The organism is Mesorhizobium sp. C277A (assembly GCF_040324395.1).
GTDB lineage: Bacteria > Pseudomonadota > Alphaproteobacteria > Rhizobiales > Rhizobiaceae > Mesorhizobium.
Map to the genome: position 1 here is coordinate 2,917,990 of NZ_JAMYVW010000002.1, position 25,821 is coordinate 2,943,810.

General features: G+C 63.9%; 19 protein-coding genes. 10 read left to right on the forward strand and 9 right to left on the reverse strand.

Annotated elements, in window-relative coordinates; genetic code table 11:
• Positions 1-1,929 (reverse strand): autotransporter assembly complex protein TamA, encoded by a 1,929-nt coding sequence (locus tag NKK52_RS14545; protein ID WP_023804940.1) that lies wholly within the window; start codon positions 1,927-1,929, stop codon positions 1-3.
• 277 nt (positions 1,930-2,206) lie between these two features.
• On the opposite strand from NKK52_RS14545, the gene NKK52_RS14550 reads away from it, so the two are divergent.
• From NKK52_RS14550 to NKK52_RS14580, 7 genes are all read left to right on the forward strand, one after another.
• Positions 2,207-7,693 carry an alpha-2-macroglobulin family protein gene (locus NKK52_RS14550; protein ID WP_352629206.1) on the forward strand — a complete coding sequence of 1,829 codons (5,487 nt, stop codon included), beginning with the start codon at positions 2,207-2,209 and terminating at the stop codon, positions 7,691-7,693.
• Positions 7,694-7,776: 83 nt separating this feature from the next.
• The gene (pbpC, locus tag NKK52_RS14555) at positions 7,777-9,882 is read left to right on the forward strand and encodes a penicillin-binding protein 1C (RefSeq protein WP_031203746.1); all 2,106 of its coding nucleotides are present in this window, start codon (positions 7,777-7,779) and stop codon (positions 9,880-9,882) included.
• 253 nt (positions 9,883-10,135) lie between these two features.
• Positions 10,136-10,819: a M15 family metallopeptidase gene (locus NKK52_RS14560; protein WP_023682209.1), complete on the forward strand. Its 684-nt coding sequence runs from the start codon at positions 10,136-10,138 to the stop codon at positions 10,817-10,819.
• Between the two features lie 230 nt (positions 10,820-11,049).
• A complete protein-coding gene (locus NKK52_RS14565) occupies positions 11,050-12,078 on the forward strand; it encodes a sulfate ABC transporter substrate-binding protein (RefSeq protein WP_023673082.1) in 1,029 nt (342 codons plus the stop codon).
• An 18-nt stretch (positions 12,079-12,096) separates the two neighbouring features.
• Positions 12,097-12,948, forward strand: coding sequence for a sulfate ABC transporter permease subunit CysT (gene cysT, locus NKK52_RS14570; RefSeq protein WP_023682210.1), 852 nt, complete (start codon positions 12,097-12,099; stop codon positions 12,946-12,948).
• Entirely contained in the window at positions 12,941-13,825 is an 885-nt protein-coding gene (cysW, locus tag NKK52_RS14575; RefSeq protein ID WP_023682211.1) for a sulfate ABC transporter permease subunit CysW, read from the forward strand. The genes cysT and cysW overlap by 8 nt, the downstream gene beginning before the upstream one ends.
• Positions 13,826-13,898: 73 nt before the next feature.
• Entirely contained in the window at positions 13,899-14,939 is a 1,041-nt protein-coding gene (locus NKK52_RS14580) for a sulfate/molybdate ABC transporter ATP-binding protein (RefSeq protein WP_023682212.1), read from the forward strand.
• Between the two features lie 14 nt (positions 14,940-14,953).
• Here NKK52_RS14580 and NKK52_RS14585 read toward each other — a convergent pair whose 3' ends face one another.
• Both NKK52_RS14585 and NKK52_RS14590 read right to left on the reverse strand, forming a co-directional pair.
• A complete protein-coding gene (locus tag NKK52_RS14585) occupies positions 14,954-15,352 on the reverse strand; it encodes a type II toxin-antitoxin system VapC family toxin (RefSeq protein WP_023673078.1) in 399 nt (132 codons plus the stop codon).
• Positions 15,352-15,624 (reverse strand): AbrB/MazE/SpoVT family DNA-binding domain-containing protein, encoded by a 273-nt coding sequence (locus NKK52_RS14590; protein WP_023682213.1) that lies wholly within the window; start codon positions 15,622-15,624, stop codon positions 15,352-15,354. The genes NKK52_RS14585 and NKK52_RS14590 overlap by 1 nt, the downstream gene beginning before the upstream one ends.
• Before the next feature lie 240 nt (positions 15,625-15,864).
• On the opposite strand from NKK52_RS14590, the gene NKK52_RS14595 reads away from it, so the two are divergent.
• Together NKK52_RS14595 and NKK52_RS14600 are read left to right on the forward strand one after the other, a co-directional pair.
• Positions 15,865-16,851 carry a sulfate ABC transporter substrate-binding protein gene (locus NKK52_RS14595; protein ID WP_023682214.1) on the forward strand — a complete coding sequence of 329 codons (987 nt, stop codon included), beginning with the start codon at positions 15,865-15,867 and terminating at the stop codon, positions 16,849-16,851.
• Between the two features lie 261 nt (positions 16,852-17,112).
• Entirely contained in the window at positions 17,113-17,562 is a 450-nt protein-coding gene (locus NKK52_RS14600) for an RrF2 family transcriptional regulator (protein WP_023673075.1), read from the forward strand.
• Between the two features lie 63 nt (positions 17,563-17,625).
• On the opposite strand, the gene NKK52_RS14605 is transcribed toward NKK52_RS14600, so the two are convergent.
• Positions 17,626-19,167, reverse strand: coding sequence for an acyl--CoA ligase (locus NKK52_RS14605; RefSeq protein WP_502902993.1), 1,542 nt, complete (start codon positions 19,165-19,167; stop codon positions 17,626-17,628).
• A 113-nt stretch (positions 19,168-19,280) separates the two neighbouring features.
• Between NKK52_RS14605 and NKK52_RS14610 the strand changes: the two genes are divergently transcribed.
• A complete protein-coding gene (locus tag NKK52_RS14610; protein WP_023682216.1) occupies positions 19,281-20,426 on the forward strand; it encodes a hypothetical protein in 1,146 nt (381 codons plus the stop codon).
• On the opposite strand, the gene NKK52_RS14615 is transcribed toward NKK52_RS14610, so the two are convergent.
• From NKK52_RS14615 to NKK52_RS14635, 5 genes are all read right to left on the reverse strand, one after another.
• On the reverse strand, positions 20,421-20,975 hold the full coding sequence (locus NKK52_RS14615; protein ID WP_023682217.1) for a gluconokinase: 555 nt from the start codon (positions 20,973-20,975) through the stop codon (positions 20,421-20,423). The two genes, NKK52_RS14610 and NKK52_RS14615, sit on opposite strands and share 6 nt — an antisense overlap.
• A gap of 2 nt (positions 20,976-20,977) precedes the next feature.
• Entirely contained in the window at positions 20,978-21,964 is a 987-nt protein-coding gene (locus NKK52_RS14620; protein ID WP_023682218.1) for an ABC transporter permease, read from the reverse strand.
• On the reverse strand, positions 21,961-22,941 hold the full coding sequence (locus NKK52_RS14625; RefSeq protein WP_023682219.1) for an ABC transporter permease: 981 nt from the start codon (positions 22,939-22,941) through the stop codon (positions 21,961-21,963). The genes NKK52_RS14620 and NKK52_RS14625 overlap by 4 nt, the downstream gene beginning before the upstream one ends.
• Complete coding sequence (locus NKK52_RS14630) at positions 22,938-24,503, reverse strand: sugar ABC transporter ATP-binding protein (protein WP_023682220.1); 1,566 nt, start codon at positions 24,501-24,503, stop codon at positions 22,938-22,940. The genes NKK52_RS14625 and NKK52_RS14630 overlap by 4 nt, the downstream gene beginning before the upstream one ends.
• A gap of 94 nt (positions 24,504-24,597) precedes the next feature.
• The gene (locus NKK52_RS14635) at positions 24,598-25,722 is read right to left on the reverse strand and encodes a sugar ABC transporter substrate-binding protein (protein ID WP_023682221.1); all 1,125 of its coding nucleotides are present in this window, start codon (positions 25,720-25,722) and stop codon (positions 24,598-24,600) included.
• Between the last annotated feature and the right edge of the window lie 99 nt (positions 25,723-25,821).

Genomic DNA, 25,821 nt, shown 5'->3' on the forward strand with positions numbered 1-25,821 from the left:
TCAGAACGCCTGTCCGATCCCGGCATAGATGCCGAAACGCGGGTCGCCACGGTCGCGGTTGAGCGGCACGGCGGCGTCGATGCGCAGCGGCCCGAACGGCGTGATGTAGCGCAGGCCAACGCCCGCGCCGACCTTCACGTCGGAAAAGTCCGGCGTCGCTGTGGTCGAGACAGTGCCGGCGTCGACGAACGGCACGATGCCGATCGTGTCGGTCAGCGCAATGCGCATTTCGACCGATGTTTCGAAGAAGGAAAGCCCGCCGATCGGCTGATTGTCGATGTCCTTCGGTCCGATGCCCTGATAGGCATAGCCCCGCACCGAGCCGCCACCGCCGGAATAGAAGCGCCTGTCGGCTGGAACGTTCTGAAGGCCGGTGCCGACGATCGAACCCAGCGCGACGCGTTCGGCAAGCACGAATTTCGAGGCCGTGTCGAGCGACTGATAGGCCGACCCCTCGCCCCTGAGCTTGAGGAAGGCGGCGCCGCTCAGAATGTCGTAGCTCGGTTCGGCATAGGCCAGAACCCTGAAGCCGCTGGTCGGATTGAGCCGGTTGTCCCTGTTGTCATAGACATATTGCAGCGGAATGCTGGCGATCAGGTATTTGTGCTTGCCGAAGGCGTCGGTGATCCTGGAATAGTCCAGCGCGATTTCAGCCGAAACCGTCTGCTTCTTGTCGATCTCATAGGACAGGCCGGTGCTGCCCTTGACCGAGAAATGGTCGTAGGCATCGGGATGTTCGAGGACGGTCTTGACGCTGGCGATGAATTTCGAGGCCGGCCCGACCACGCCCGGCTTCTCGAACATGATGCCGGCATTGTAGTTGAGCTCGCTGAGATCGTTGCTGCCGATGCCGCTGATCTTGCCCTCGATGCGCAGCTTTTCGGCCCGGCCGAACAGATTTCGGTGGCCCCAATAGCCTTCCAGGCCTAGCCCTTCGGTGTTGGAGAAAGTGCCGCCAACGCCGAAATAGCGTGGTTTGCGCTCGCTGACCTGAACGCCGATCGGAATGTTGCCGTCGGCGTCGAGACTGTCGGCTTCCTTCAGCGTCACGCTGTTGAACACTTCGAGCCTCAGCAGCCGGTCGCGGGCATCGTCGATCTCGTCGGGCGAATATTGCCGGCCGCGTTTCAGCCCGGTCATATATTCGGTGAACTCGCGATTGACCTTCTCGGTGCCATCGACGGTGGTGTCGCCATAACCGGCAACCGGCCCGGCGGCCACCGTCAGCGTCACGTCGAGCGTCGAGGTGGTGTGCTCGGCCACGACCTGCCTGTCGGTGATCCGGGCCAGCGGCCGGCCCTCCTGCTTCAGCGCCCGCACGATCAGCGCCTCGGCCTTGAGCACGGCGCCCGAGCCGGCATCGCCGCCGGCTATCAGGCCGAAATCGGCGCTCGCCAGCCCGGCGGCATCGCCCTCCAGCCGAATATTGCCGAGCGTGAATTTGGGCCCGCTCGAGATGCTGATCACCACCGGGATCGGCTGCGGACCCGTAAATTCGGCATCGGGCGGCAAATCGTCGAGCGCCTTGCCCTGGATGGTGATAGTGACGACGCCTTCATAACGGGCGTCGGCATAAAGCGCGGCGACCAGCTGTTCGCGGTCGCTACGCGCCTTCGCCAAAAGGCCGAGCGAGCCGGAAACCGGGCGGTCTTCGTCGGATTTCAGCGACGAGGCGTTTTCGAGCTTCTTGACCAGGTCCTTGTCGGCATCGGGCGCTTCGATGGTCACCGCATAGCGCAGCGGGTCGACGATATCGGCGTCCTCGTCATTCGAAGAGCCCCACAATTTGATGCCGAAGAGCTCGAAGGCGGCCGCCGACCCCGATTCGGCAACGAGCACGGTCGAGCACGCCAACGCCACAATCAGCGCACGCGAAAGCGTGCGCCGTGGCGCACTTACCTTCGACATCTGCGCTTCATACGCCGGCATCAGGACAACCTAGGTTACAAAACTAAAATTGGAATGAAGTTTTGAAGCGCTCGTAAAGGGGCCACAATCCAATTGTCTGAAATAGGCAGGGCTTGGAATTCACACCTTCTGCGTTTTCGCAAGAAAGCGTGATCCCTTTCCCGTGGATGAACTATCGGCATACCGGTCATTGGCCGGTTTGGGAACCGTTGGCGGGCGGAAACCTGCCCGTCCTCGTGTTGACAAGCTTGACTGAAGCTTGAACATGCCGCGGACGTAGCAGTGTCTGGAGGGTGTTATGGCGATGCGCGCGGCGGCTCGTGGTCTGTCGATCTTGATTCTTCTCATTTTCGCCTGGGGGTCTGTAGCGCAAGCGGCCGAAGCCCGCCGGGTGGTGACCTCAAATAATTCCGACTATTTCGGCTTCGATCTCAGATCGGACCAGAATGTCAGCCTCGATCAGTGCAAGACGACATGCCTCGGCGACCCCGCCTGCCGCGCCTTTACTTACAACAACAAGGCCAAATGGTGCTTCCTAAAATCCGACTATAACCAGTTGAAACCCTTCAGCGGCGCGGTCGCGGGCAAGGTCGTCAATGTCGATGGCGACCCCGATATCGGCGCCCCGCCGGAACTCGCCTTCTTCCCCAACTGGATGGCCGACCAGGCCCAGCAATACCGCAACAAGCTGACCGATCCGGCCTATGACAAGCCGACCGACGGGCTGGAATCACTCCGCGCCGCCGCCGAACAGGCTGCACTGACCGGCGACCATGGCCAGGCCATGAACAAATACGAGGCCGCGGTCTCGGTCCTGCCTGACGACGGCCAGCTTTGGCTCGGTCTGGCGCGTGAAACGCTTGCCATACAGCCGGCCAACGGCACCTCCGAATCCTACAATCTGCCGGTCAAAGGCACCTCCGCCGCCATCAACGCCTACAAATTGCTGCGCACCACCAAGACCCGCGCCGAAGTGCTGGCGCTGCTCGGCAACGGCCTCGACCGCCGCGATCTCTACCGTCCAGCCCTGCAGGCTTATGAAGCCAGCCTCGCGCTGGTCAGTTCGCCGGCGGTCAAGGCCGAATATGAGGATCTCAAGGCCCGCAAGGGCTTCCGCGTCATCGATCACTCGATCGACGCCGACACCAGCGCGCCGCGCATTTGCGCGCAGTTTTCCGAGGAGCTGGTCAAGACCGGCGTCGACTACGCCCAGTTCGTCACCGTCGACAACCAGCCGCCCAAGGGCGTCGAGGCCAAGGACAAGCAGATCTGCGTCGAAGGCCTGGAGCACGGCCAACATTACGAAGTGACCTTCCGCGCCGGCCTGCCGGCCGCCATTGGCGAGGTCACCGCCGCTCCGGTCGTGCTGTCGATCTATGTGCAGGACCGCGCGCCGTCCGCCCGCTTCACCGGCGACAGCTTCGTGCTGCCCGCCGGCGCCCGCCGCGGCATCCCGGTCGTCACCGTCAACATGAATGCCGCGCAGATGAAGCTCTACCGCATCGGCGATCGTTCGCTGGCGCAGCTTCTGTCCGGCTATCAGTTCCTGAAGCAGCTCGACGGCTATGATATCTCCAGCATTTCCGACCAGATGGGTGAGCCGGTCTGGCAGGGGCAGCTCGATATCGCCAACGACCTCAACAAGGACGTCACGACTTCGTTCCCGGTCGACGAAGCCTTGCCGCAGCGCAAGCCCGGCGTCTACGTGCTGACCGCGCAAGCGGTAAATGAAAATGACGAGGACAATTACAATTCGCTTGCCACGCAGTGGTTCGTCGTCTCGGACATCGGCCTGTCGACCTATACCGGCCAGGATGGCCTCAATGTTTTTGCCCGCTCGCTCGGAACCGCCAAGCCGATCGCCGGCGCCGAACTGACGCTGCTGGCCAGGAACAATGAACTCCTCGGCACAGCCACGTCGGACGCCGAAGGCCATGCTGTCTTCAACCCCGGCCTGACGCGCGGCGACGGCGGCATGATGCCGGCCGTTCTGATGGCCAAGCAGGGCGACAACGATTTCGTCTTCCTCGACATGGGCCGCGCCGGCTTCGATCTGTCCGATCGCGGCGTCGCCGGACGCGCCGCACCGGGCGCGCTCGATGTCTATGCCTGGACCGAACGCGGCATCTACCGCGCCGGCGAGGATGTGCATGTCGCAGCCCTTGCCCGCGACGGCGCCTCCAAAGCGGTGGAAAACCTGCCGCTGACCTTCATCTTCACCCGTCCCGACGGCGTCGAGAACCGCCGCATCGTTGCCGATGGCGTCTCGGCCGGCGGCTATGCCGTCGACCTGCCGCTGGAAGCCAACGCCATGCGCGGCACCTGGACGGTGTCGATCTATACCGATCCCAAGCAGGCGGCCGTTTCCAGCCAGATGTTCCTGGTCGAAGACTTCGTGCCGGATCGCATCGAGTTCGACATGAAGTCCGACAAGCAGGAGATCGCACAGGGCGAAACCGCCAACATCGACATTGACGGCCGCTTCCTTTATGGCGCGCCGGCCGCCGGCCTCGCGCTCGAAGGCGAGCTGACGCTGTCGACGGCGCGCGACTGGGACCGTTTCGCCGGCTATTCGTTCGGCCTTGCCGACGAGCAGTCGGCCGAGCCTTCGGTCACCCCGTTCACCGGTCTGCCGGTGGTCGGCGACGACGGCAAGGCGACCTTCCCGGTCACGGTCGACCAATTGCCCGCGACCACCAAGCTGGTCGACGCCAAGGTCACGGTTCGCATGCGCGAAACCGGCGGCCGCGCCATCGAGCGCTCGCTCAACATCGGCATCCGCCCGCAAGGCCACATGATCGGCATTCGTCCGGATTTCGCCGACAATGAGGTGCCGCAGGGCGGCACCGCCAATTTCAGCCTCATCGCGGTCGATCCCGACGGCAAGCGCGAGACGCTGAAGGGCGCGCAGTGGTCGCTGGTCAAGGTCGAACGCAATTACCAGTGGTATCGCAACAACAACTCGTGGAACTACGAACCGGTCACCTTCACCAAATCGATCGCCAACGGCCAGGTCGATCTCAGCGCCGATGCCGAGGCGACCGTGACGATGCCGGTCGACTGGGGCCAGTACCGGCTCGAGATCGAGACTGCCGATCCCGAGGGCCCGGCGACCAGCTATGAGTTCGACGCCGGCTGGTATGTCTCCTCGACCTCCACCGAAACGCCTGACGGGCTCGAGATCGCTCTCGACAAGGACAGCTATGCCGTCGGCGACGTGGCCAAGCTGAAAGTGTCGCCGCATTTTGCCGGCGAACTGCTGGTCACCATCGGCGCCGACAAGCTGCTCAAGACCGTCACGGCAACCGTGCCGGCCGGCGGCAGCACGGTCGAGATCCCGGTCGGCGACGACTGGGGCGCCGGCGCCTACATCACCGCAACCCTGTTCCGGCCCGGCGATGCGCAGGAAACCCGCATGCCGGCGCGCGCCATCGGCGTAAAATGGCTGACGGTCGACCCAGGCTCGAAAAAGCTCGCGGTTACCCTGACGCCGCCGGACAAGACGATGCCGCGCCAGCAGCTGTCGATCCCGGTTTCGGTCGCCGGCGTAGCGCCGGGCAGCAATGCCTATGTCACGGTCGCTGCCGTCGATGTCGGCATTTTGAACCTCACCAACTACAAGGCGCCGGATCCGGAGGGCTGGTATTTCGGCCAGCGCATGCTCGGGCTCGAAGTCCGCGACATCTATGGCCGTCTCATCGACGGCTCGCTCGGCACCAGCGGCAAGCTCAGGACCGGCGGCGACGGCGCCTCGATGCAGCCGCAAGGCAGTCCGCCGACCGAAAAGCTGGTCGCCTTCTTCTCCGGCCCGGTCCAGCTCGACGCCGACGGCAAGGCGAGGATCGACTTCGACATCCCGCAGTTCAACGGCACCGTGCGCGTCATGGCCGTCGCCTGGACCAAGGAGGCCGTCGGCCATGCCACGACCGATGTCATCGTGCGCGATCCGGTGGTGATCACCGCCGGCCTGCCCCGCTTCCTGGCGCCTGGAGATGCAGCGATCATGCGGCTCGATGTCGCCGACACCGACGGTCCGGAGGGCGACTATGCCCTGTCGATCGCCACGACCGGCGACCTCTCGACCGGCGACAAGCCGTTGCCCGAAAAGCTGACTCTCGCCAAGGGCAAGCGCCAGACGCTGACTGTGCCGCTGGTTGCACAGACGGCGGGTAATGCCTCGATCACCATCAAGCTCGCCCATGGCGACGGCACCGCCGTCGAGCAGACGCTGTATGTTCCGGTGCGTCCGGCGCAATTGCCGGTCACCACCCGTCTGGTCGTCGACCTCAAGGGCAATGGCGGCTCGCTGCGCATCGACAAGGAGCTGCTCGCGGCAAGCCTGCTCGACGGCGCCTCGATCAGCGTCGGCGTTTCGCAGGCTGCCGCCTTCGACGTGCCGTCGCTGCTGATGACGCTCGACCGTTACCCCTATGGTTGCGCCGAGCAGACCACCAGCCGCGCCATGCCGCTTCTCTACGTCAACGATCTGGCGTCCGGCGTCGGCATGCAAAGCGATCCCGAACTGCACGACCGCGTCCAGGCGGCCATCTACAAGGTGCTGAGCTACCAGGCTTCGGCCGGCAGCTTCGGCCTGTGGGGTCCGGGCTCCGGCGATCTGTGGCTTGACTCTTACGTCACCGACTTCCTGACCCGGGCGCGCGAGCAGAACTACGACGTGCCGGCCCCGGCGATGAGCCAGGCGCTGAGCAATCTGCAAAACTCGGTCGGTTACGACCAGGACGTCCAGGATCGCGGCAGCGAAATCGCCTACGCGCTCTATGTTCTGGCCCGCAACAAGAAGGCCTCGGTCGGCGATCTGCGCTACTACGCCGACACCAAGCTCGAAGCCTTCTCGAGCCCGATGGCCATCGCCCAGTTGGCGGCGAGCCTGGCGCTCTACGGCGACGCGCAACGTTCGGAAGCAACCTTCCAGACGGCGCTGCAGCTGGCCAAGTCGACCACCGAGTACGACTACTACCGGTCCGACTATGGCTCGCGGCTGCGTGATGGCGCCGCGATCCTGGCGCTCGCCGCCGAATCGAAGCCGGTGCCGACCATCGTGCCGGAGCTGATCCGGCTGGTGGCAAGGGAACGCGCCGATGCCCGCTGGACCAGCACGCAGGACGAGTCCTGGATGCTTCTGGCGGCCCGCGCGCTGAAGTCGGGCAACGACTCGATCACGCTCTCGGTCAACGGCGCGCCGCATGCCGGTGGGTATTCCAACCACCTCAGCGGCACCGACATTGCCGACAGCCCGCTGACCATCGCCAACACCGGCGCCACGCCGCTGCAGGCGGTCATCACCACGGTCGCCTCGCCGGTAGAGCCCTTGCCGGCCGGCGGCGACGGCTTCACCATCGACCGCACCTACTACAAGCTCGATGGCACCGAAGCCAACGTCACCGAGGCGACGCAGAACGAACGCTACGTGGTCGTGCTCAAGGTTTACGAGCAGAACCGCTGGCCTTCGCGCCTGCTGATCACCGACCTGTTGCCGGCCGGCTTCGAGATCGACAATCCGGGCCTTGTTTCCAGCGCCCAGCTGTCGAACTTCACCTGGCTGGCGCAAACCGACGCCGCCCATCTCGAATTCCGCGACGACCGTTTCGTCGCGGCATTCAATCCCAATGACGGCGATGGCGACCGCAACATCATGCTGGCCTATGTCGTGCGTGCGGTGACGCCGGGCACCTATGCCCATCCGGCGGCCACGGTGGAGGACATGTACCGGCCGCAATATTCGGCCCGCACCGCCACCGGTATGATGGAGATCAAGGCGCCGTAAGGCGCCTTGACGAAGATGAACACGCCGATGTCCGCGACCATCTCCTTCTCCCCGCTATGCGGAGAGAAGGAGCCGGCAGGCGGATGAAGGGCACCACCATGCTCTCCAGAAAATTTCTCCGTCGAACAGGCATCGCCGCCGCCTCCCTCGTCGGCTTTGCGGCGATCGCTGCCGCTTCTCTCTGGGAACTCGACCGCGCTTTTCCGCCGCCGCTGCCCGGAAGGCTCACCGTCTGCACCGAGGTCCAGGACCGCGACGGCCAGCTGTTGCGCGCCTTCGCCACGCCGGACGGTTACTGGCGGCTCGACACTCATCTCGACCAGGTCGACAAGCAGTTCGTCGACATGCTGGTCACCTATGAAGACAAGCGCTTCTGGGACCATGATGGCGTCGATGTGCTGGCGCTGGCGCGCGCCGCCGGCCAGTTCGCCACCAGCGGCCATATCGTCTCCGGCGGCTCGACCCTGTCGATGCAGCTTGCCCGGCTGATCGAGCCACGCGAAAACCGCAGCCTCGGCTCGAAGATCAAGCAGATGCTGCGTGCCATCCAGATCGAGCGGCGGCTGTCCAAGCAGGAGATCCTCGAACGCTACCTGACCTTGGCGCCCTATGGCGGCAATCTTGAAGGTGTGCGCGCCGCCTCGCTCGCCTATTTCGGCAAAGAGCCGAAGCGGCTGACGGTCTCGGAAGCAGCACTGCTCGTCGCCTTGCCGCAATTGCCGGAAAAGCGCCGGCCCGACCGCAATCTCACCATCGCTCATGCCGCCCGCGACCGCGTGCTGACCCGCATGGTTTCGGCAGGCCTGCTTGGCGAGCGCGAGGCCGCGCGCGCCGCCCTCGACGATGTCTCGGGCCTGCGCCGCAAATTGCCGGCGCTGGCGCCGCACGCCGCCTACGCCATGCTGCCCAAGGCCGTGCCCGGCAAGCCACTGCAGCTTACGATCCGCAAAAGCGTCCAGCAAGGGCTGGAACAGGTGGCGCGCGATGCCGCGATCAAGCTTGGCCCGCGCCTGTCGGTCGCCATGGTGATGGCGGACGCACGCACCGGCGACATTCTTGGCGAAGTCGGCTCGGCCGATTTCTTCGATGCCAGCCGCTCCGGCTGGATCGACATGACCAGGATCGTGCGTTCGCCCGGTTCGACGCTGAAGCCGTTCATCTATGGCCTCGCCTTCGAGCAGGGGCTGGTGGCGCAGGAAATGCTGATCGAGGACAGTCCGGTCGATTTCGGCGGCTACCGGCCAAAGAATTTCGACATGGGCTATCAGGGGGATGTCTCGATCCGCCAGGCGCTGCAGCTGTCGCTCAACGTTCCGGCGATCCGCGTGCTCGACTCGGTCGGCCCGGCACGGCTGATGGCGCGCTTCCGCCAGGCCGGCGTCAGCCCGGTGCTACCGGTCAACGAGGCGCCGGGCCTCGCCATCGGCCTCGGAGGCGTCGGCGTAACGCTGCGCGATCTCGTCCAGCTCTATACCGGCCTGGCCAATGGCGGCAAGGCAAACACGCTGCATGACGGCACCGAGCCGGCCAACGACGAGCGCGCCACCGCCACCATCCTCGACGCCCAGGCGAACTGGCAGATCACCGACATATTGTCGGGCGTAAAGCCGCCTGAGGGCGCCTTGCAGCGCGGCATCGCCTACAAGACCGGCACGTCCTACGGCTATCGCGATGCCTGGTCGGTCGGCTTCGACGGCCGCTACGTGCTGGGTGTGTGGGTCGGCCGCGCCGATGCCGGTGCGGTGCCCGGCCTGTCCGGCTATGTCTCGGCCGCCCCCATCCTGTTCGAGGGCTTCGTCCGTTCAGGCCTGACCGCCGTCCCGTTGCCCAGCCAGCCGGCCGGCGTCGTCAAGGCCAGGCGCGAAGACCTGCCGGTGACATTGGCGCGCTTCGGCGCCGGCGCCGACGGACTGGTGCAGGCAGGCCCGACGGAACCGGCGCCAACGATCATTTTCCCGCCCAACGGCGCCCGCGTCGATCTCGCCACCAATTCCGCCGAGGCCTCGCCGCTGGTGCTGAAACTGCAAGGCGGCCGCGCGCCGTTCCGCTGGCTGGCCAATGGCAAGCCGCTCGTCGGCATCGACCGCCGCCGCACTGCGACCTGGCTGCCCGACGGCGCCGGCTATTCGACGCTCACCGTCATCGACGCCGTGGGACGCGCGGCAAGCGTGAAGGTGTTCGTTGAATAGATGGCGCCAAGCGATTCAGGGGATTGGGCTTCTTCGCCCGAGACCCGGCGCGAGGCACCCCCCTCTGGCCTGCCGGCCATCTCCCCCGCAAGGAGGGAGATTGGCAGCTTCGGCGCCGCGCTCATTCAGCAACGTTGAAAATTGGCGAAAGCCGCAGCGACATCTGATCTCCCCCCTTGCGGGGGAGATGGCCGGCAGGCCAGAGGGGGGTGTGCCGAAGCGCTTGCATCGAGGATTGGCCTTAGCCCTATCCATGTTCGTTTCGACTTGCTCCCCCGCCGACGCCGATCCCCTGCCCGCCGGCTTCGTCCGCCTGGCCGATGTCGATCCCTCGATCCGCCAGGACATCCGCTATGCCGGCCTGGAAAATTTCCTGCATCGCAAGGCCGATGGCTACGACGCCCCCATCTGCATCCTCACGAAGCAAGCTGCGCAAGCGCTGTCCGGTGTGCAGAAAGCGCTCGCCGCCGATGGCCTGACGCTGGTCGTCTTCGACTGCTACCGCCCGGCCCGCGCCGTTGCCGACATGGGCAAATGGACCAGAGAGGGCGGCCCGCCCGATCCGCAATGGTACCCTCAGGTGCAGCGCGGCGACCTCATCGCCACGGGCTATATCGGCGAATTGTCCACCCATTCGCGCGGCTCGACCGTCGATATCGCCATCGCCCGCAGCGACGGCAAGAACAAATCATGCGCCGCTTGCGGCACGGCCGGCGCCGGCACGCTCGATTTCGGCACCAGCTTCGACTGTTTCGACCCGGCAAGCGAAACCGCACATCGCCCATTGGCGGCAGAAGCGGCGGCAAACCGCAAAAGGCTGCTCGACGCCATGCGCGCCGGCGGCTTCAAGAATTATGCGCGAGAGTGGTGGCACTACACGCTTCGGGATGAGCCGTTTCCAAAGCTGCGCTTCGATTTTCCCATCACTGCGGGCTGAACCGCCCGGTGCTACACCGAGCCTTCCCTCACTCGGCCTTGCTTCTGCGGTGTCAGCTCCTAGATAGCGTCAAACCGGCCGGATTTGGGTTAGACCAATATGAGGAAAATATTTCCTTCCGAAACCCAATATCGGCGAAAATTTCCTTTGAGCGGACAAAAAAGGCAACGTTGAATGCATCTAATTTCTATCAATTCGATAGAGTTCAGCCGTCATCAACGGAGGCGGGAATGACCAAACCTCATTTCAAGAAACTGCTCGGCGCACTGGTCGCCACATCGATCCAGTTCGGCACGCTCGGTTTCGCGTTTGCCGATACGACCATTCTGAACGTGTCCTACGACCCGACACGCGAACTCTACAAGGCCTATGACGAAGCCTTCGTCGCACACTGGAAGGCCGAGACCGGCGAGACGGTCACCATCCAGCAATCGCATGGCGGATCGGGCGCCCAGGCCCGCGCCGTGATCGACGGCCTCGATGCCGATGTGGTCACGCTGGCGCTCGAAGGCGACATCAACGCCATCGTCACCAAGTCGAAGAAGATCAACCCGGACTGGCGCAAGAAGTTCGAGAACAATTCGGCGCCTTACACCTCGACCATCATCTTCCTGGTCCGCAAGGGCAACCCGAAGGGCATCCACGACTGGAGCGATCTGGTCAAGGACGGTGTCCAGGTGATCACGCCGAACCCGAAGACGTCGGGTGGCGCCCGCTGGAACTACCTTGCCGCCTGGGCCTATGCCAACGCCAATGATGGCGGCGACGAAGCCAAGAACAAGGAATTCGTCGGCAAGCTCTACGCCAATGCTCCGGTGCTCGACACCGGTGCGCGCGGCTCGACGGTCACCTTCGCGCAAAAAGGCATCGGCGACGTACTGATCGGCTGGGAAAACGACGCCTATCTGGCGCTCAATGAATTCGGCGCCGACAATTTCGAGATCGTCTATCCCCCGACCTCGATCCTGGCCGAGCCGCCGGTGGCGATCGTCGACGCCAATGTCGATGCCAAGGGCACCCGCAAGGTCGCCGAAGCCTATCTCGGCTGGCTCTATTCCAAGGAAGCCCAGACGATCATCGCCAAGAACCACTATCGTCCGGCCAAGCCCGAGCTGGTGGATGCGGCTGACATTCCGAAGACGCCCGAAATCAAGCTGATCTCCATCGACGATCCGCTTTTTGGCGGCTGGAAGAAGGCACAGCCTTATCATTTCGGCGACGGTGGTATATTCGACCAGATCTACAAGCCGGCCCAGTAGGATTTAGATCAGGACGACATGACCATAGCACCCGCCAAGGCGGGGTGGCGATTCAGACAGCCGAGTGTCATTCCGGGTTTCGGATTGACGCTCGGCTTCTCGCTTGCCTACCTCACGCTCATCATCCTCATCCCCCTGTCGGGCCTGATCTGGCGCTCGGCAGCCCTCGGCTGGACCGATTTCTGGGCGATCGCCACCGACCGCCGGACCATCAACGCACTCGAAATCAGCTTCGGCACAGCCTTCATCGCAGCCGCCGTCAACGTCGTCTTCGGCACGCTCGTCGCCTGGGTGCTGGTGCGCTACCGCTTCCCCGGCCGCCGCGTCGTCGACGCCATGGTCGACCTGCCCTTCGCGCTGCCGACCGCGGTCGCGGGCATTGCGCTGACCACTCTTTATGCGCCCAATGGCTGGATCGGCCATCTCCTGGCGCCGCTCGGCATCAAGGTCGCCTACACGCCGCTCGGCATTGTCGTGGCGCTTGTCTTCATCGGCCTGCCGTTTGTCGTGCGCACGGTGCAGCCGATCATGGAGGAGATCGACAAGGAAGTGGAGGAAGCCGCCGCGACGCTCGGCGCCAACCGCTTCCAGATCATCACCCGCATCCTGTTTCCCGGCCTGGCGCCGGCCATCATCACCGGCCTTTCGCTCGCCTTCGCGCGCGGGGTCGGCGAATACGGCTCGGTCATCTTCATCGCGGGCAACCTGCCCTACAAGTCGGAGATCGCACCGCTTCTGATCGTCATCCGGCTTGAGGAATATAATTATCCGGCGGCGACCGCGATCGCGGCGATCATGCTTTTGCTGTCGTTCGTGATGCTGCTGGTCATCAACCTCGCTCAGTCCTGGAGCCGCAAGCGCTATGGCTGACCCAGAGATCAAATCCTACGAACCGCATCACGAGAGCCGGTCGGCGGCGGTGACCGAAAGCCGGCCGGTGCGGCTGCTGCTGATGGCGGTGGCCTTCGCCTTCCTCGCCGTCTTCCTGCTGCTGCCGCTGATCATCGTCTTCCACGAGGCGCTGGCGAAAGGCATTGGCGCCTACGCGGAATCGCTGTCCAATCCCGATACGCGCTCGGCGATCCGGCTGACGCTGCTGGTGGCGGTGATCGCCGTGCCGCTCAACGTCGTCTTCGGCATTTCGGCTGCCTGGGCGATCGCCAAGTTCGAGTTCAAGGGCAAGGCTTTTCTAACCACGCTGATCGACCTGCCCTTCTCGGTCTCGCCGGTCATTTCCGGCCTGGTCTATGTGCTTTTGTTTGGCGCTCAGGGACTGTTCGGTGAATGGCTGAAGGCGCACGGCATCCAGATCTTGTTCGCCGTGCCCGGCATCGTGCTCGCGACCATCTTCGTCACCTTCCCCTTCGTTGCCCGCGAACTGATCCCGCTGATGCAGGAACAGGGCAACGGCGACGAGGAAGCCGCGCTCTCTCTGGGCGCCAATGGCTGGCAGACCTTCTGGTACGTGACGCTGCCCAACGTCAAATGGGGATTGCTCTACGGCGTGCTTTTATGCAACGCCCGCTCGATGGGCGAATTCGGCGCGGTCTCGGTCGTGTCGGGCCACATACGCGGGCTGACCAACACCATGCCGTTGCATGTCGAAATCCTCTACAACGAGTACAACGCCGTCGGCGCTTTTGCCGTCGCTTCGCTGCTTGCCGGCCTGGCGCTGGTCACGCTGGTCTTGAAAACACTTCTCGAGATGCGCTACGGCGCCGAGATCGCCGCGACGCGCGGGCACTGACTAAATGCATGTCGCCCAAGACTGGGAACCGGTTTTGGGACAACGACATGCACCAAATTACTGAGGGATCTACATGGAAGTTCGCGTTGCCAACGTACGCAAGGAGTTTGACCGGTTTCCGGCCCTCCATGACGTATCGCTTGACATCAAGTCGGGTGAGCTGATCGCGCTGCTTGGGCCATCCGGCTCCGGCAAGACGACGCTGCTGAGGCTTATCGCCGGCCTGGAGCGGCCGACGCGCGGAAAGATCTTCTTCGGCGACGAGGACGCCTCGCACCGCTCGATCCAGGAGCGCAATGTCGGCTTCGTCTTCCAGCACTATGCGCTCTTCCGGCACATGACGGTCGCCGACAATATCGGCTTCGGCCTCAAGGTGCGGCATGGACCGTCGCGACCACCGGCGGCCGAAATCCGCCGACGCGCCTCCGAACTGCTCGATCTCGTTCAGCTTTCCGGCCTGGAAAAGCGCTATCCGGCGCAACTTTCGGGTGGCCAGCGCCAGCGCGTGGCGCTCGCCCGGGCCATGGCCATCGAGCCCAAGGTGCTGTTGCTCGACGAGCCGTTCGGCGCGCTCGATGCGCAGGTGCGCCGGGAACTGCGCCGCTGGCTGCGCGAGATCCATGACCGTACCGGCCACACCACCGTCTTCGTCACCCACGACCAGGAAGAGGCGCTCGAACTTGCCGACCGCGTCGTGGTGATGAGCCAGGGCCGCATCGAGCAGGTCGGCTCCGCCGACGAGATCTACGACACGCCGAACTCGCCCTTCGTCTACTCCTTCATCGGCGAATCGAGCATGCTGCCGGTCAAGGTTGAGAATGGCGAGATCTGGCTCGCCGACCGTCCGATCGGCGTGTCGGCGCCGCACGCACCCGAGGGCGATGCGACGCTGTACTTCCGCCCGCACGATATCGAACTGCTCGACGGCTGCAGCGGCTGCATCGCCGGCACGGTCGTCGCCAGCCGCCGCGTCGCCGGCACAAGACGCGTCGAACTGGAAATCGGCGGCGAGCGCCAGCGCGTCGAGATCGAACTGCCTGTGGACCATCCTGCGGCGCAGAAGAGCCGGGTGGCGTTCAGGCCGAGGCGCTGGAAGCTTTTCCCGGCGGCATAGACATCGATCCGGCGCTACTCCAGCCAGTTCTCGACCGTCAGGCCCTTGATCCGACGGAACTCAGCGGTGTTGGCCGTCACCAGTGTCGTCCCCAACACACAGGCATGGGCAGCAATGAAAAGATCATTGTGGCCGATTGGCTGGCCTCTGGCCTCCAGCTCGGCACGAAGTGCTCCGTATTCGTTATCCATCGGCACATCGAGCGGCAACACAGGAACCTCGGCGAGCAATTCCTCCACCTTGGCGAGCAGCTTGGCCGATCTCTTGCGGGCGCAGCCATAACGCAGCTCCGAGGCGACAACGATGCTGGTGCACAGGGCACCGTCTCCCGCGCGAACCGCCGCACTGGCAGCCTTGCCGGCAGGGTTTCGGATCATGTCGCTGAGAATGTTGGTGTCCAGCATGAACCGCATCAAAAGATATCCTCAGGCCCCACGGGCGCATCATGGATCTCGGGAAAGTCGTCTTCAGGACCAAGCGGCGGCTCTTTCGCCCATTGGGTGAGCAAGGCGGTGAGGCCTGGTTGACGGACCGGCTCGATGATCAGCCGGTCGCCATCGCGGCTGATCAGGACCTTCTCGCCAGGCAGCTCGAATTCGACAGGGATGCGAACCGCCTGACTGCGGTTGTTGCGAAACAACTTCGCCTCCCTGGGCGGTGGTATTGAGTGACGGTGCTGCGGCATGGCAGCCTCCCCTGTCTGTTCCACTCGTATATGCCATTTGTATATGCCACTCGGCCTCGAATTGCAAACCACAGAAAACCCCAACGCATCGGCATTTCGGCTGGAATGAAATTTCGCCGATAACCTGCTTCAGCGATTTCTTTTTCGCTGCAACGCCATACGTCTGCCCCGTGTGCCTCGCAGTACACCCTCCGGCCCGGCTATGTTCTGGCAACGCATTGCACATCGGAGCCTGTTTTCATGAAGCGATTTTTCCTCAGCGTCGCCACTGTCGCCGGCCTGGTCCTCGCCTGTTCGCAGGCCTGGTCGGCCGACAAATTGCTCAACGCTTCCTATGATGTCGGCCGCGAATTGTTCGCCCAGGTGAACAAGGCTTTCGTCGCCGGCCATCCGGGCGTCACCGTCGACCAGTCGCACGCCGGCACCTCGGCGCAGGCGCGCGCCATTGCCGAAGGCCTCGGCGCCGATGTCGTCACCTTCAACCAGGTCACCGACATCGACTTTCTGGTCAAGAAAGGCCTCGTCGCCGCCGACTGGCAGAAGGATTTCCCCGACAACGCCTCGCCCTTCTATTCGCTCCCATCCTTTCTCGTCCGCGCGGGCAACCCCAAGCACATCAAGGACTGGAACGACCTCGTGCGCGACGACGTGCAGGTGATCTTCCCCAACCCCAAGACCTCGGGCAATGCGCGCTACACCTATCTGGCCGCAACCGCCTACGCCAAGGAAGCCTTCAAGGGCGACGACGCCAAGGCGAAGGAGTTCGTCACCAAGCTGTTCAACAACGTGCCGATCTTCGACACCGGCGGGCGCGCCGCCACCACCACCTTCGTGCAGCGCGAGATCGGCGACGTGCTGATCACCTTCGAGTCGGAAACGCGCGGCATCCGCAAGGAGTATGGCAACGACAAGTTCGAACAGGTCACGCCAACGGTCAGCCTGCTCGCCGAATTCCCGGTGGCGATCGTCGACAAGGTCGCCGACGAGCACGGCAGCCGTGACCTCGCCAAGACCTATCTCGACTTCCTCTACACGCCCGAGGGCCAGACCATCGCGGCTGAAAATGGCCTGCGCGCCCGCAACGCTGAAGTCGCGGCAAAATACAAGGCCGACTTCCCCGATGTCCGCCTGCTGACGGTGGAAGACGTCTTTGGCGGCTGGGACAAGGTACAGAAGGAGCACTTCGCCGCCGGCGGTCTGCTCGACCAGACCTATGGCAGCCGCTGATATCAGCAGCGTTCGACCTCACCTCACAAGAAAGCCGGCGCTTTGCCGGCTTTTTCGTTTTCGCGCGCCGACAAACGGCTTTCATGCGGAATCTGTCGCGATCGGCGAAAAACGTTACAAAGAATCAACGCCTTTGTGCCTAACGTCTCAACCGGGCGGCTTGTTCTACGCGAAACCGGGTTGTTCAGGCGAAACGTCATGATTTGCACACAAACAACCGCCAGATGCGGGTGGTTGGGGTTTTCATGAACTGAAGCGGGCATGCTTACCAAAAAAGGCAAATACGGCCTCAAGGCCCTCGTGCATCTTTCCGGCCTGCCGGTCGGCCAGCTTGCATTCGTCAACGACATCGCGATCGCCAACAACATCCCGAAGAAATTTCTGGATGCCATTCTGGGCGAGCTGCGCAATGCCGGCTTCGTCCTCAGCCGCAAGGGCAAGGAAGGCGGTTATCGCCTCGCCCGGCCGGCTTCCGAAATCAAGATCGGCCACGTCGTGCGCGTGCTGGACGGCCCGCTCGCTCCCATACCCTGCGCCAGCCGCACGCAATACCAGCGCTGCGAGGATTGCGACGAGGCGACCTGCCAGGTCCGGCACATGATGCTGGAAGTGCGCCAGGCGATCGCCGAAGTGCTGGACAATCGCAGCCTCGCCGCCATGCGCGACGCCGACAATGATGATTTTCCGGTCGAGCTGACGTCGCAGATCTAAATTCGAGCATGATCCCGAAAAGTGGGAACCGGTTCGGACAAGATCATGCTCAAATGAGAGTCCTCAGACCAGGCCGAGCTTGCCGGCCAGGCCGACGCGCTGGATTTTGCCGGTGGGACCCTTGGGTATCTCCAGGAGAAACAGGATGTGGCGCGGCACCTTGAACTCGACGATCCGGCTGCGCGCGAAATCGCGTATCTGCTCGGCATCGGCGGTGGCGCCCTCGGCCAGCACGATGGCCGCACCCACCTCTTCGCCGAGCATGGCGTGCGGCACGGCAAAGGTCACCGCCTGCGCCACCAGAGGATGATCGAGCAGGACATTGTCGACTTCGAGCGGCGAGATCTTTTCGCCGCCGCGATTGATGATCTCCTTCAGCCGCCCGGTGATCTTCAGATCGCCATCCTCGTCGATCAGGCCCTGGTCGCCGGTGCGGAACCAGCCATCGCTGAAGGCAGCTTCATTGGCCACCGGATTGTTGAGATAGCCATCATGGATGTTGGCGCCGCGCACCGCGATCTCGCCCTTTTCACCCGCCGGAAGGATCGTCCCCTTGTCGTCCAGGATCGTCACCTGCGGACCCGCAGGCAGGCCGACCGAGCCTGGCTTGCGGCGCGCAGGCGGCAGGTCATTGGATGTCATCTGGTGCGCCGCCTCGGTCATGCCATAGGCCTCGACCACCGGACAGCCGAAGACGCGCTCGAGGTCGCGGAACACGGTGTCGGGAAGCGCTGCCGAAGACGAGCGGATGAAGCGCAGCCGCGCAGCAGCGATGGTTTCGCCATTGCGGGCGGCGCGCGCCAGGATCGCCTGATGCATGGTCGGCACCGCGCTGTACCAGCTCGGCCTGAAGTCGCCCAGCCAGCCGTAGAATTTGAGCGGGTTGAAGCCCGGCGTGCAGACAACAGCGCCGCCGACTGCCAGCTGTGCGCTGAGCGCCGCCATCAGCCCGTGAATGTGGAACAGCGGCATCACGTTGAGACAGATATCGTCTGCCGAAAGCGCCAAGGTGCGGGCGATGTTGGCCATTGATGCCTGCAGATTGCGCTGCCGCAAGCCGACGATCTTCGGCCGCGCCGTGGTTCCCGATGTGTGCAGGACAAGCGCGAAATCGTCCGGCCCGTTGAGCTGCATATCGTCGAGGCGAGCCTCACTGGCAGCCTCCACCTCGGCGTCTCCCGCCAGCAGAAACTCGCCGGCCTTGGCGCCGTCAGTCACGACGACGTCGAGCACCGCAATGCCGTGCCCCTTGGCGGCGTTGCGCGCGGCATCGCCCATGCCTTGTCCGCACAGCAGCAGCTTCACATCGAGATCGCCGAGATAGAAGCGGAATTCGTCTTCGCCGTAAGCCGGATTGAGCGGCGCCGCCGTCGCCAACGCCGAGACCGCCAGGAAACAGGCCGCCATTTCCGGGCCGTTGGGCAAGACGATGCCGACGGCCGTGCCGCGGGCAACGCCACGCCTGGCGAGATCGCCGCAGAGCTTGTCGACAAGATTGGCGAGGCCGGCAAAGCTCAGGGATGGCCGGTCCGGCGCCATCAGCGCCACCGCAGCCGGCCGCCAGGGCGCCAGTTGGGGAAGTGCTACCGATAGGGCCTGTTTCAAGTTCGAACCCTGAATGGCGTTCACCATGGCCTTGCCGGCGCCGATTGCGCGCCCGTGGCAGACGCAGTAAAGCGATTTCCGGACGCACGCAAGAACAGGTGGACACCGATCGGATGAGGCTGCCGTGGTTGGGAAAATCCCGGAAAGCCGACCGGACACCATCTTCCGCCGTCATTTATCATACGGAAATCATCGCCGACATCCTGGTGCCCGAACGCGCCGAGCATGTCCGCTTCTTCAGCCGCAAGCAGGTTCGCGCCGGCAAGTTGCGCACCTTCAACAACAGGGATCTCCGCGAGCTGCTGCTGGCCGCCTTCTACATCGGCGTCGCGGCATCGCTGCCGGTCGATTGGTGGGCCGCGGTCTGCAGCCGCGTATCTGGGCTGCGCCTCAAGCGCCATATCCGCAAGGATTTCGTGCGCTACGCCGCCGCGACGCGCGCCGTGCTCGGCAACGGCATCGATGCGCAAAGGCAGTTCAGGGCCTTGCTCTGCGCCAACCACCGCCGGCGTCTGCTACTTGCCGCGCATCTCATCGGCCGCCGCTGGTCACCTAATATCCGTCTGGAGGGCCTGGAAGGCCTGCAAGCGGCGCTGAAGCGCGGCCACGGCGCTATCATCTGGTGCGATCAGTTCACGGCACAGACCATCATCGGCAAACGCGCTCTCCATGAGGCCGGTATCGAGACACACCAGCTCAGCGTCAGGGCTCACGGCATATCCGATTCGACCTTCGGCTTGCGCTTCCTGAACCCGCCGATGGTTCGGGTCGAGAACCGTTTCCTGAAAAGCCGGATCGTGTTCGACCGCAGCGACGCCTACCAGGTCACCGGCCGGATCCACAAGATCCTTGGCAACAACGGCGTCGTATTGGTGACCAACACCGTGCATGCCGGCTCGACATTCACCGAAGTCGGCCTTGGCGAGAGCGGCTGGACTCACCTCGCCTCGGCGCCAACGAATTTCGCTGCCAGAGGCAAGGCGGCGCTGTTTTCCATGTCGACCTTCGAGACCGATCCGTTCCGCCAATACCGCGCCGTCCTAAGTCCCGAACTGGTGCCGGCCCCGGCAGAGGCCGGCGAGCGCGCGGCCAGAGCCGGCGCCAAGAACATGGCGCTGCAGGCCGAGTACATATTGCTCAAGCGCGACCGCTTGCTGGAGGCGCTGAAACTCTATCCCGAGCAAATGATGGTCTGGTCCGGCGCCGACCGGTTCACCGAACGGCCGGAAACCGCCTTGCCCGACGAGGGTGGTTCATGATTTTGCGCCGGCCAGCAGGCTGGCAACGGCGGTGACGATCTCAGCCACTGGAAGTGTGGCGTCGGCCGTCAGCGCCCGCTCGTCGGCGCCAGGCGGCTCAAGGATGGCGAACTGGCTTTCGACCAGGCTTGCCGGCATGAAATGGCCCTTGCGGCTGGCGACACGCTGCTTGGCGGTTGCGGGATCGATCTTCAGATAGATGAAATCGATATCCCGGCGGAAGCCACGCAGACGATCGCGGTAGCTGCGCTTCAGCGCCGAGCAGGCGGCAACCACGCTTTGGCCGCTGCCGGTCAGGTCGGCGATCCGCTCGCCGATGGCATCGAGCCAGCCCTCACGCAGTTGATCTGTGAGCGGCTCGCCGCTCGCCATGCGGGCGACGTTTTCGGGTGGGTGCAGCCTGTCGCCTTCGACAAAGACGGCCCCTTCCTCTGCTGCCAATGCTTTGCCGACAGCCGACTTTCCGCAGCCGGCGACGCCCATCACCACAATGGCCCGAGGCACTGAGCCGGTAGCGCCCATTGGCGCCTGTGCCGTCTTTTCGTCCACGGTCAGCGGCTTGCCGGCGCGCGGCCGTAGAGCAGGAGCATGGCAACGATGACCAGGCCATAGACGATCTGCCGCCCCGCCTCCGGCATCTGCATGACCGAGAGTATGGACTGCAGGAGGGTGATCAGAATGACACCGGCGACGGTGCCGAGATAGGAGCCGCGGCCACCCAGGATCGAGGTGCCGCCCAGAACCACGGCGGCGATCGACGGCAGGAGATAGGCATCGCCCATCGATTGCGCCGCCTTGGAGGCATAGCCGGCGAGAAGCACCCCGCCAAAGGCGGACAGCCCGCCTGAGATAGCGAAGGCGATCATCACCACGCGCCTTGTATCGATGCCGGAGAGATAGGCGGCACGCTCGCGGTTGCCGATGCCGTAGACGGTGCGGCCGAAGCTGGTGCGGGACAGCACGAACACCATCGCGGCACCAATCAGGGCCCAGATGATGACGGCGTTAGGCGCGCCAGGAATGGTAAAACCTGTCGCAAGATAGCGCATGGCGCCGGTGGCCGAATCCTGTGGCGAGTAGCCGCCGGTATAAACGACCATGAGCCCCTGAGCGACAGCGTTGGTTGCGAGCGTGATGATCATGGAGGGTATGCGCAGATAGGCGACGCCAAAGCCGTTGACGATGCCGATCAGCACCCCGCAGAAGATGCCGAACGGGATGGCCAGCGCCACACCGATCGGGCCATAGGCCGCAGCCGCACACGCCATCATCGCGCCCGCCGCCACCGCCCACGGCACCGACAGGTCGATCTGGCCTAGCAGGATGACCAGCATCATGCCTGTGGCGATGACGCCGAGGAACGAGGCCACCTTGAGCTGCTGCAAGAGATATTCAGGCGACAGAAAGCTCCTGGAATAGAGGCTGCCTAGGAACAGCAACAGCACGATGCAGGCGAAGGCCGTCAGCACCGCCGGATCGGCGCGGCGGATGAATTTCGGCATGCGGCCGGCGATACCGCCCAATGTCGTTTCGCTCACAGGAACCACTCCAGCCGGTTGCGGACCCGAAACAGTGCAAAGGCGCCAAGGCTGACCGCGACCAGCAGGATAACGCCCTGGAACAGCGGCTGCCATAGCGGATCGAAATCGAAAACGAACAACAGGTCGCCGATGGTGCGGAAGGCCAGCGCGCCGAAGATGGCGCCGATGGCGCTGCCCTTGCCGCCGAACAGCGAGACGCCGCCCAGCACCACCGCGGCGATCGAAAACAGCGTATAGGCGTTGCCGCTGGCATAGGCTGCATCGCCCGTATAGGTGAAGAAGGTCAGGAACAGTCCGCCGATCGCGGCCAACAGGCCTGCGAGCGCGTAGGCAGCGAACTTGCCGCGCCTTATCGGCACACCGGACATGTAGGCCGCCGTCTCCGAGGACCCGGCCGCATAGGCCGCGCGCCCGAGCACCGAGCGGCTGAACGGTACCCAGACCACGAGCACGACGGCGAGCAGCACGACCAGGCTCGCCGGCACCACGCCGAACAGGCGTCCGGTCAGCGCGTCGGCGAGACCTTCGTTGACCGAACCGCCGGGAAACGGCCTGAGCAGCAGCGCGATGCCGAAATAGACCGCACCCGTGGCGATCGTGGCGACGATCGGCTGCAGGCGGCCGTAGATGACGATGGCGCCGTTGATCGCTCCGCACAGGAACCCGGTGCCGAGCACGGCGATGACGCCGAAAGCGGTCTCGAGGCCGGTGCCGATGACCAGCCAGGAGGCGAGGCAATTGGTCAGCGTGAAGATCATGCCGACGGAGAGGTCGATGCCGGCGGTGATCACGACCAGTGTCTGCGCCATGGCGACGAAGGCGAGCAGCACGCCCTTGTTGGACGCCGTCTGCACGACATTGGCGGTGAAGCCCGCTGGATGGTTCGAGGTGTAGATGACGAACATGACAATGAATATGCCGAGTGCCATCAGTGTTCCGCGCTGCTCGGCCAGCCAGTAGCGCCACTCTTTCACGCGTCCGCTCCCTGTCTTGCGCCGGCATCGTCTCTCGCGCCGCCGTCATCGCCGCGAATGTTGAGCGCGCTTGCAATGAGCGCCCGCTCGGTGATCTCGGCCCCGACCAGCTCGCGCTTGACCGCGCCGTCATAGAGCACCAGCACGCGGTCGCAGCAGCCGATCAGTTCGTCATAGTCGGTCGAATAGAACAGGATCGCCGCCCCCGCATCCGCCAGCTTGCGCATCAGTTGATAGAGTTCCTGCTTGGTGCCGACGTCGATGCCGCGCGTCGGATCGTTGAGCAGGATGATACGCGGCTGGCGCATCAGCCATTTGGCGATGACCACCTTCTGCTGGTTGCCCCCCGACAGCGCACCGACCGGAATGTCGAGGCCGGCCGTCTTGATCGCCAGCAGCCCGACCATGTCGTCGATCAGCCGCTGTTCGGCGGCGCGGTCGATGATGCCGGCCTTGGACAGCCGGTCTAGGGCGGCAAAGGACAGGTTCTCGCGCACCGTCATCGGCAGCATCAGGCCTTCGGTCTTGCGGTCCTCCGGGATCAGCGCCATGCCGATGCGGTCGTCGCGCGCCGCTTGGGGGCTGGCGATCGAAACAGGCTTGCCGTCGATAAGGATCTGGCCGCCGAGGCCGCGCAGCACACCGAAAAAGGCAAGCAGCAATTCGCGCTGGCCCTGGCCGTCCAGGCCGCCAAGGCCGACGACCTCGCCTGCCCCGACCGTCAGCGAGACATTGTCCAGCCGGTCCGTCCAGGACAGCTTGCGCGCCTCCAGCACGGGAACGGCGGCGGCTGCGGTGCGCGCGGGTTTCGGCGGGAAAATATGGCTGTATTCGCGCCCGATCATCAGTTCGACGACTTCGTTGTCGCTCTTTGTGCCTGCCTTGTAGCTGGCGACATTGCGGCCGTTGCGAAACACCGTGCAGTGGTCGGCAAGCTCGGCGATCTCGTTCATGCGGTGCGAAATGTAAAGCAGCGCCAGCCCTTCCGAGCGCAATCGCTTGAGCACGCTGAATATCCTGGCGACGTCCGTCGCGGTCAGGGCCGAGGTCGCCTCGTCGAGGATCAGGATGCGCGGCTTCCTGGCCAATGCCTTGGCGATCTCGACCATCTGTCTTCTTGAAAGCGGAAGATCCTTGACCAGCGCCAATGGATGGATGTCGGCCGCACCTGCGCGTGCCAGCGCATCCTCGGCAATGCGGCGCTGCGCCTTGCGGTCGATCATGCCGAAACGCTTCGGCGGATCGGAGATGACGATGTTGTCGGCAACGCTGAGTTCGGGAACCAGCGACAGCTCCTGGAAGATGCAGACGATGCCGGACTTGTTTGCAGCAGCAGGCGAAGCGAACGTCACCTCGCTGCCGTTCAGCATCATGCGGCCTTCGTCGGGCGCGACGACGCCCGCCATGACCTTGATCAGCGTCGATTTGCCGGCGCCGTTTTCGCCGAGAATGGCGTGGATGCTACCGGACGAGACCGAAAGCTCGGCCTTTTCCAGCGCCCGCACACCACCATAGCGCTTGGATATGCCTTCCATCCGGAAGAGCGGAACCGCACCGTCCATCGGCCCTCCCGAGGCAGTTTGACTTCAAGGGATATCGAGTGGCCGGCGCCGCGGAGATCCCGCGGCGCCGGATATGCCGCCTATTGGTCAGCCCCTATTGGTCAGCTTTGGTCTGACCCATAATTTCCTGCGCGGTGAAATTGATGCCGCAGGTCGGGAAGGAATTGCCGACGAAGAAATTGTCGGACTGGTCGGGGAAGAAATCCTGACCGGCCTTGAAGTTCGGATCCTCGACGATCGCCAGTGGCAGTTTCACTGCTTGCGGAACGACATTGCCTTCGAGCGCGGCAATCGCCGTCTTGATGGCAACCGCGACCTGCGCCGGACCGGTGCCGGCCGATGAGCATTTCAGCCCGTCGCCGGCATGTGCCGCGCAGAACTTGCGGAAACCGTTCTCGGTCTCCCCGCCGAACGGCACGAAAGCATGCTTGGCATCGATCATCGCCTGCACGATGCCGGTGTCGCCGCCTTGCCCGGTGATACCGTCGAACGGACCGTTGGTGGCAATGGCGTCGGCCGTGGCTTTCTGCGCCACGCCGTCGTCCCATTTGCCGACCACCTCGGTGACGTCCCATTTCTTGCCCGAGGCATCGAGCGCTTCATGGATGCCGTTGTGACGGTCGGTGTCGACGGAAGTTCCGGCAACGCCGCGCACTTCGAGCACCTTGCCGCCATTCGGCACATGGCCGACCAGCCATTTGCCCCACAATTCGCCAAGGCCCTTCTGGTCGACATTGACGTTGATGGCGTCCTTGGTGTCGAGAATATTGTCGAAGGCGACGAGGATGACGCCAGCTTCCTTGGCGCGCTTGATGACCGGCCCGAAAGCGGTCGGGTTCTGGGCGTTGACGACGATCGCGTCATAGCCGGAATCGATGAAGTTGTTGATCGCCGAAATCTGGGCCGGCACGTCCTCGCCGGTCGAGACGACCTTGAATTCCTTCAGTTTCGCGGCGACCTCCGGCTGGGCCGCATAGGCCTTGGCGGTCTGCACCATCTGGATGCGCCAGGTGTTGGCGATATAGCCATTGGCGAGCGCGATGCGGTATGGGCCGTCTTTCTTGGGGAACTTGAAGAACTGCGTATCGGCCGCCCAGGGCGCAAAGCAATCCGGCTCAGCCGACGGGCCCTTGACAACTTCCGGGTCGGCCATGGCCGACGAACTCAGCATGACGAATGCAGTGGCGGCAACGATGCCACCAACAAGTGACTTGATCATCGATATTCCTCCCAGTTGTAGTTTTGTTTGCTGCTGCTTGTTTATTTGATGCTGTTTGTCGTGGTGTGGTTTCCACGCCTGCCGAAGGCCCTCCAGCCT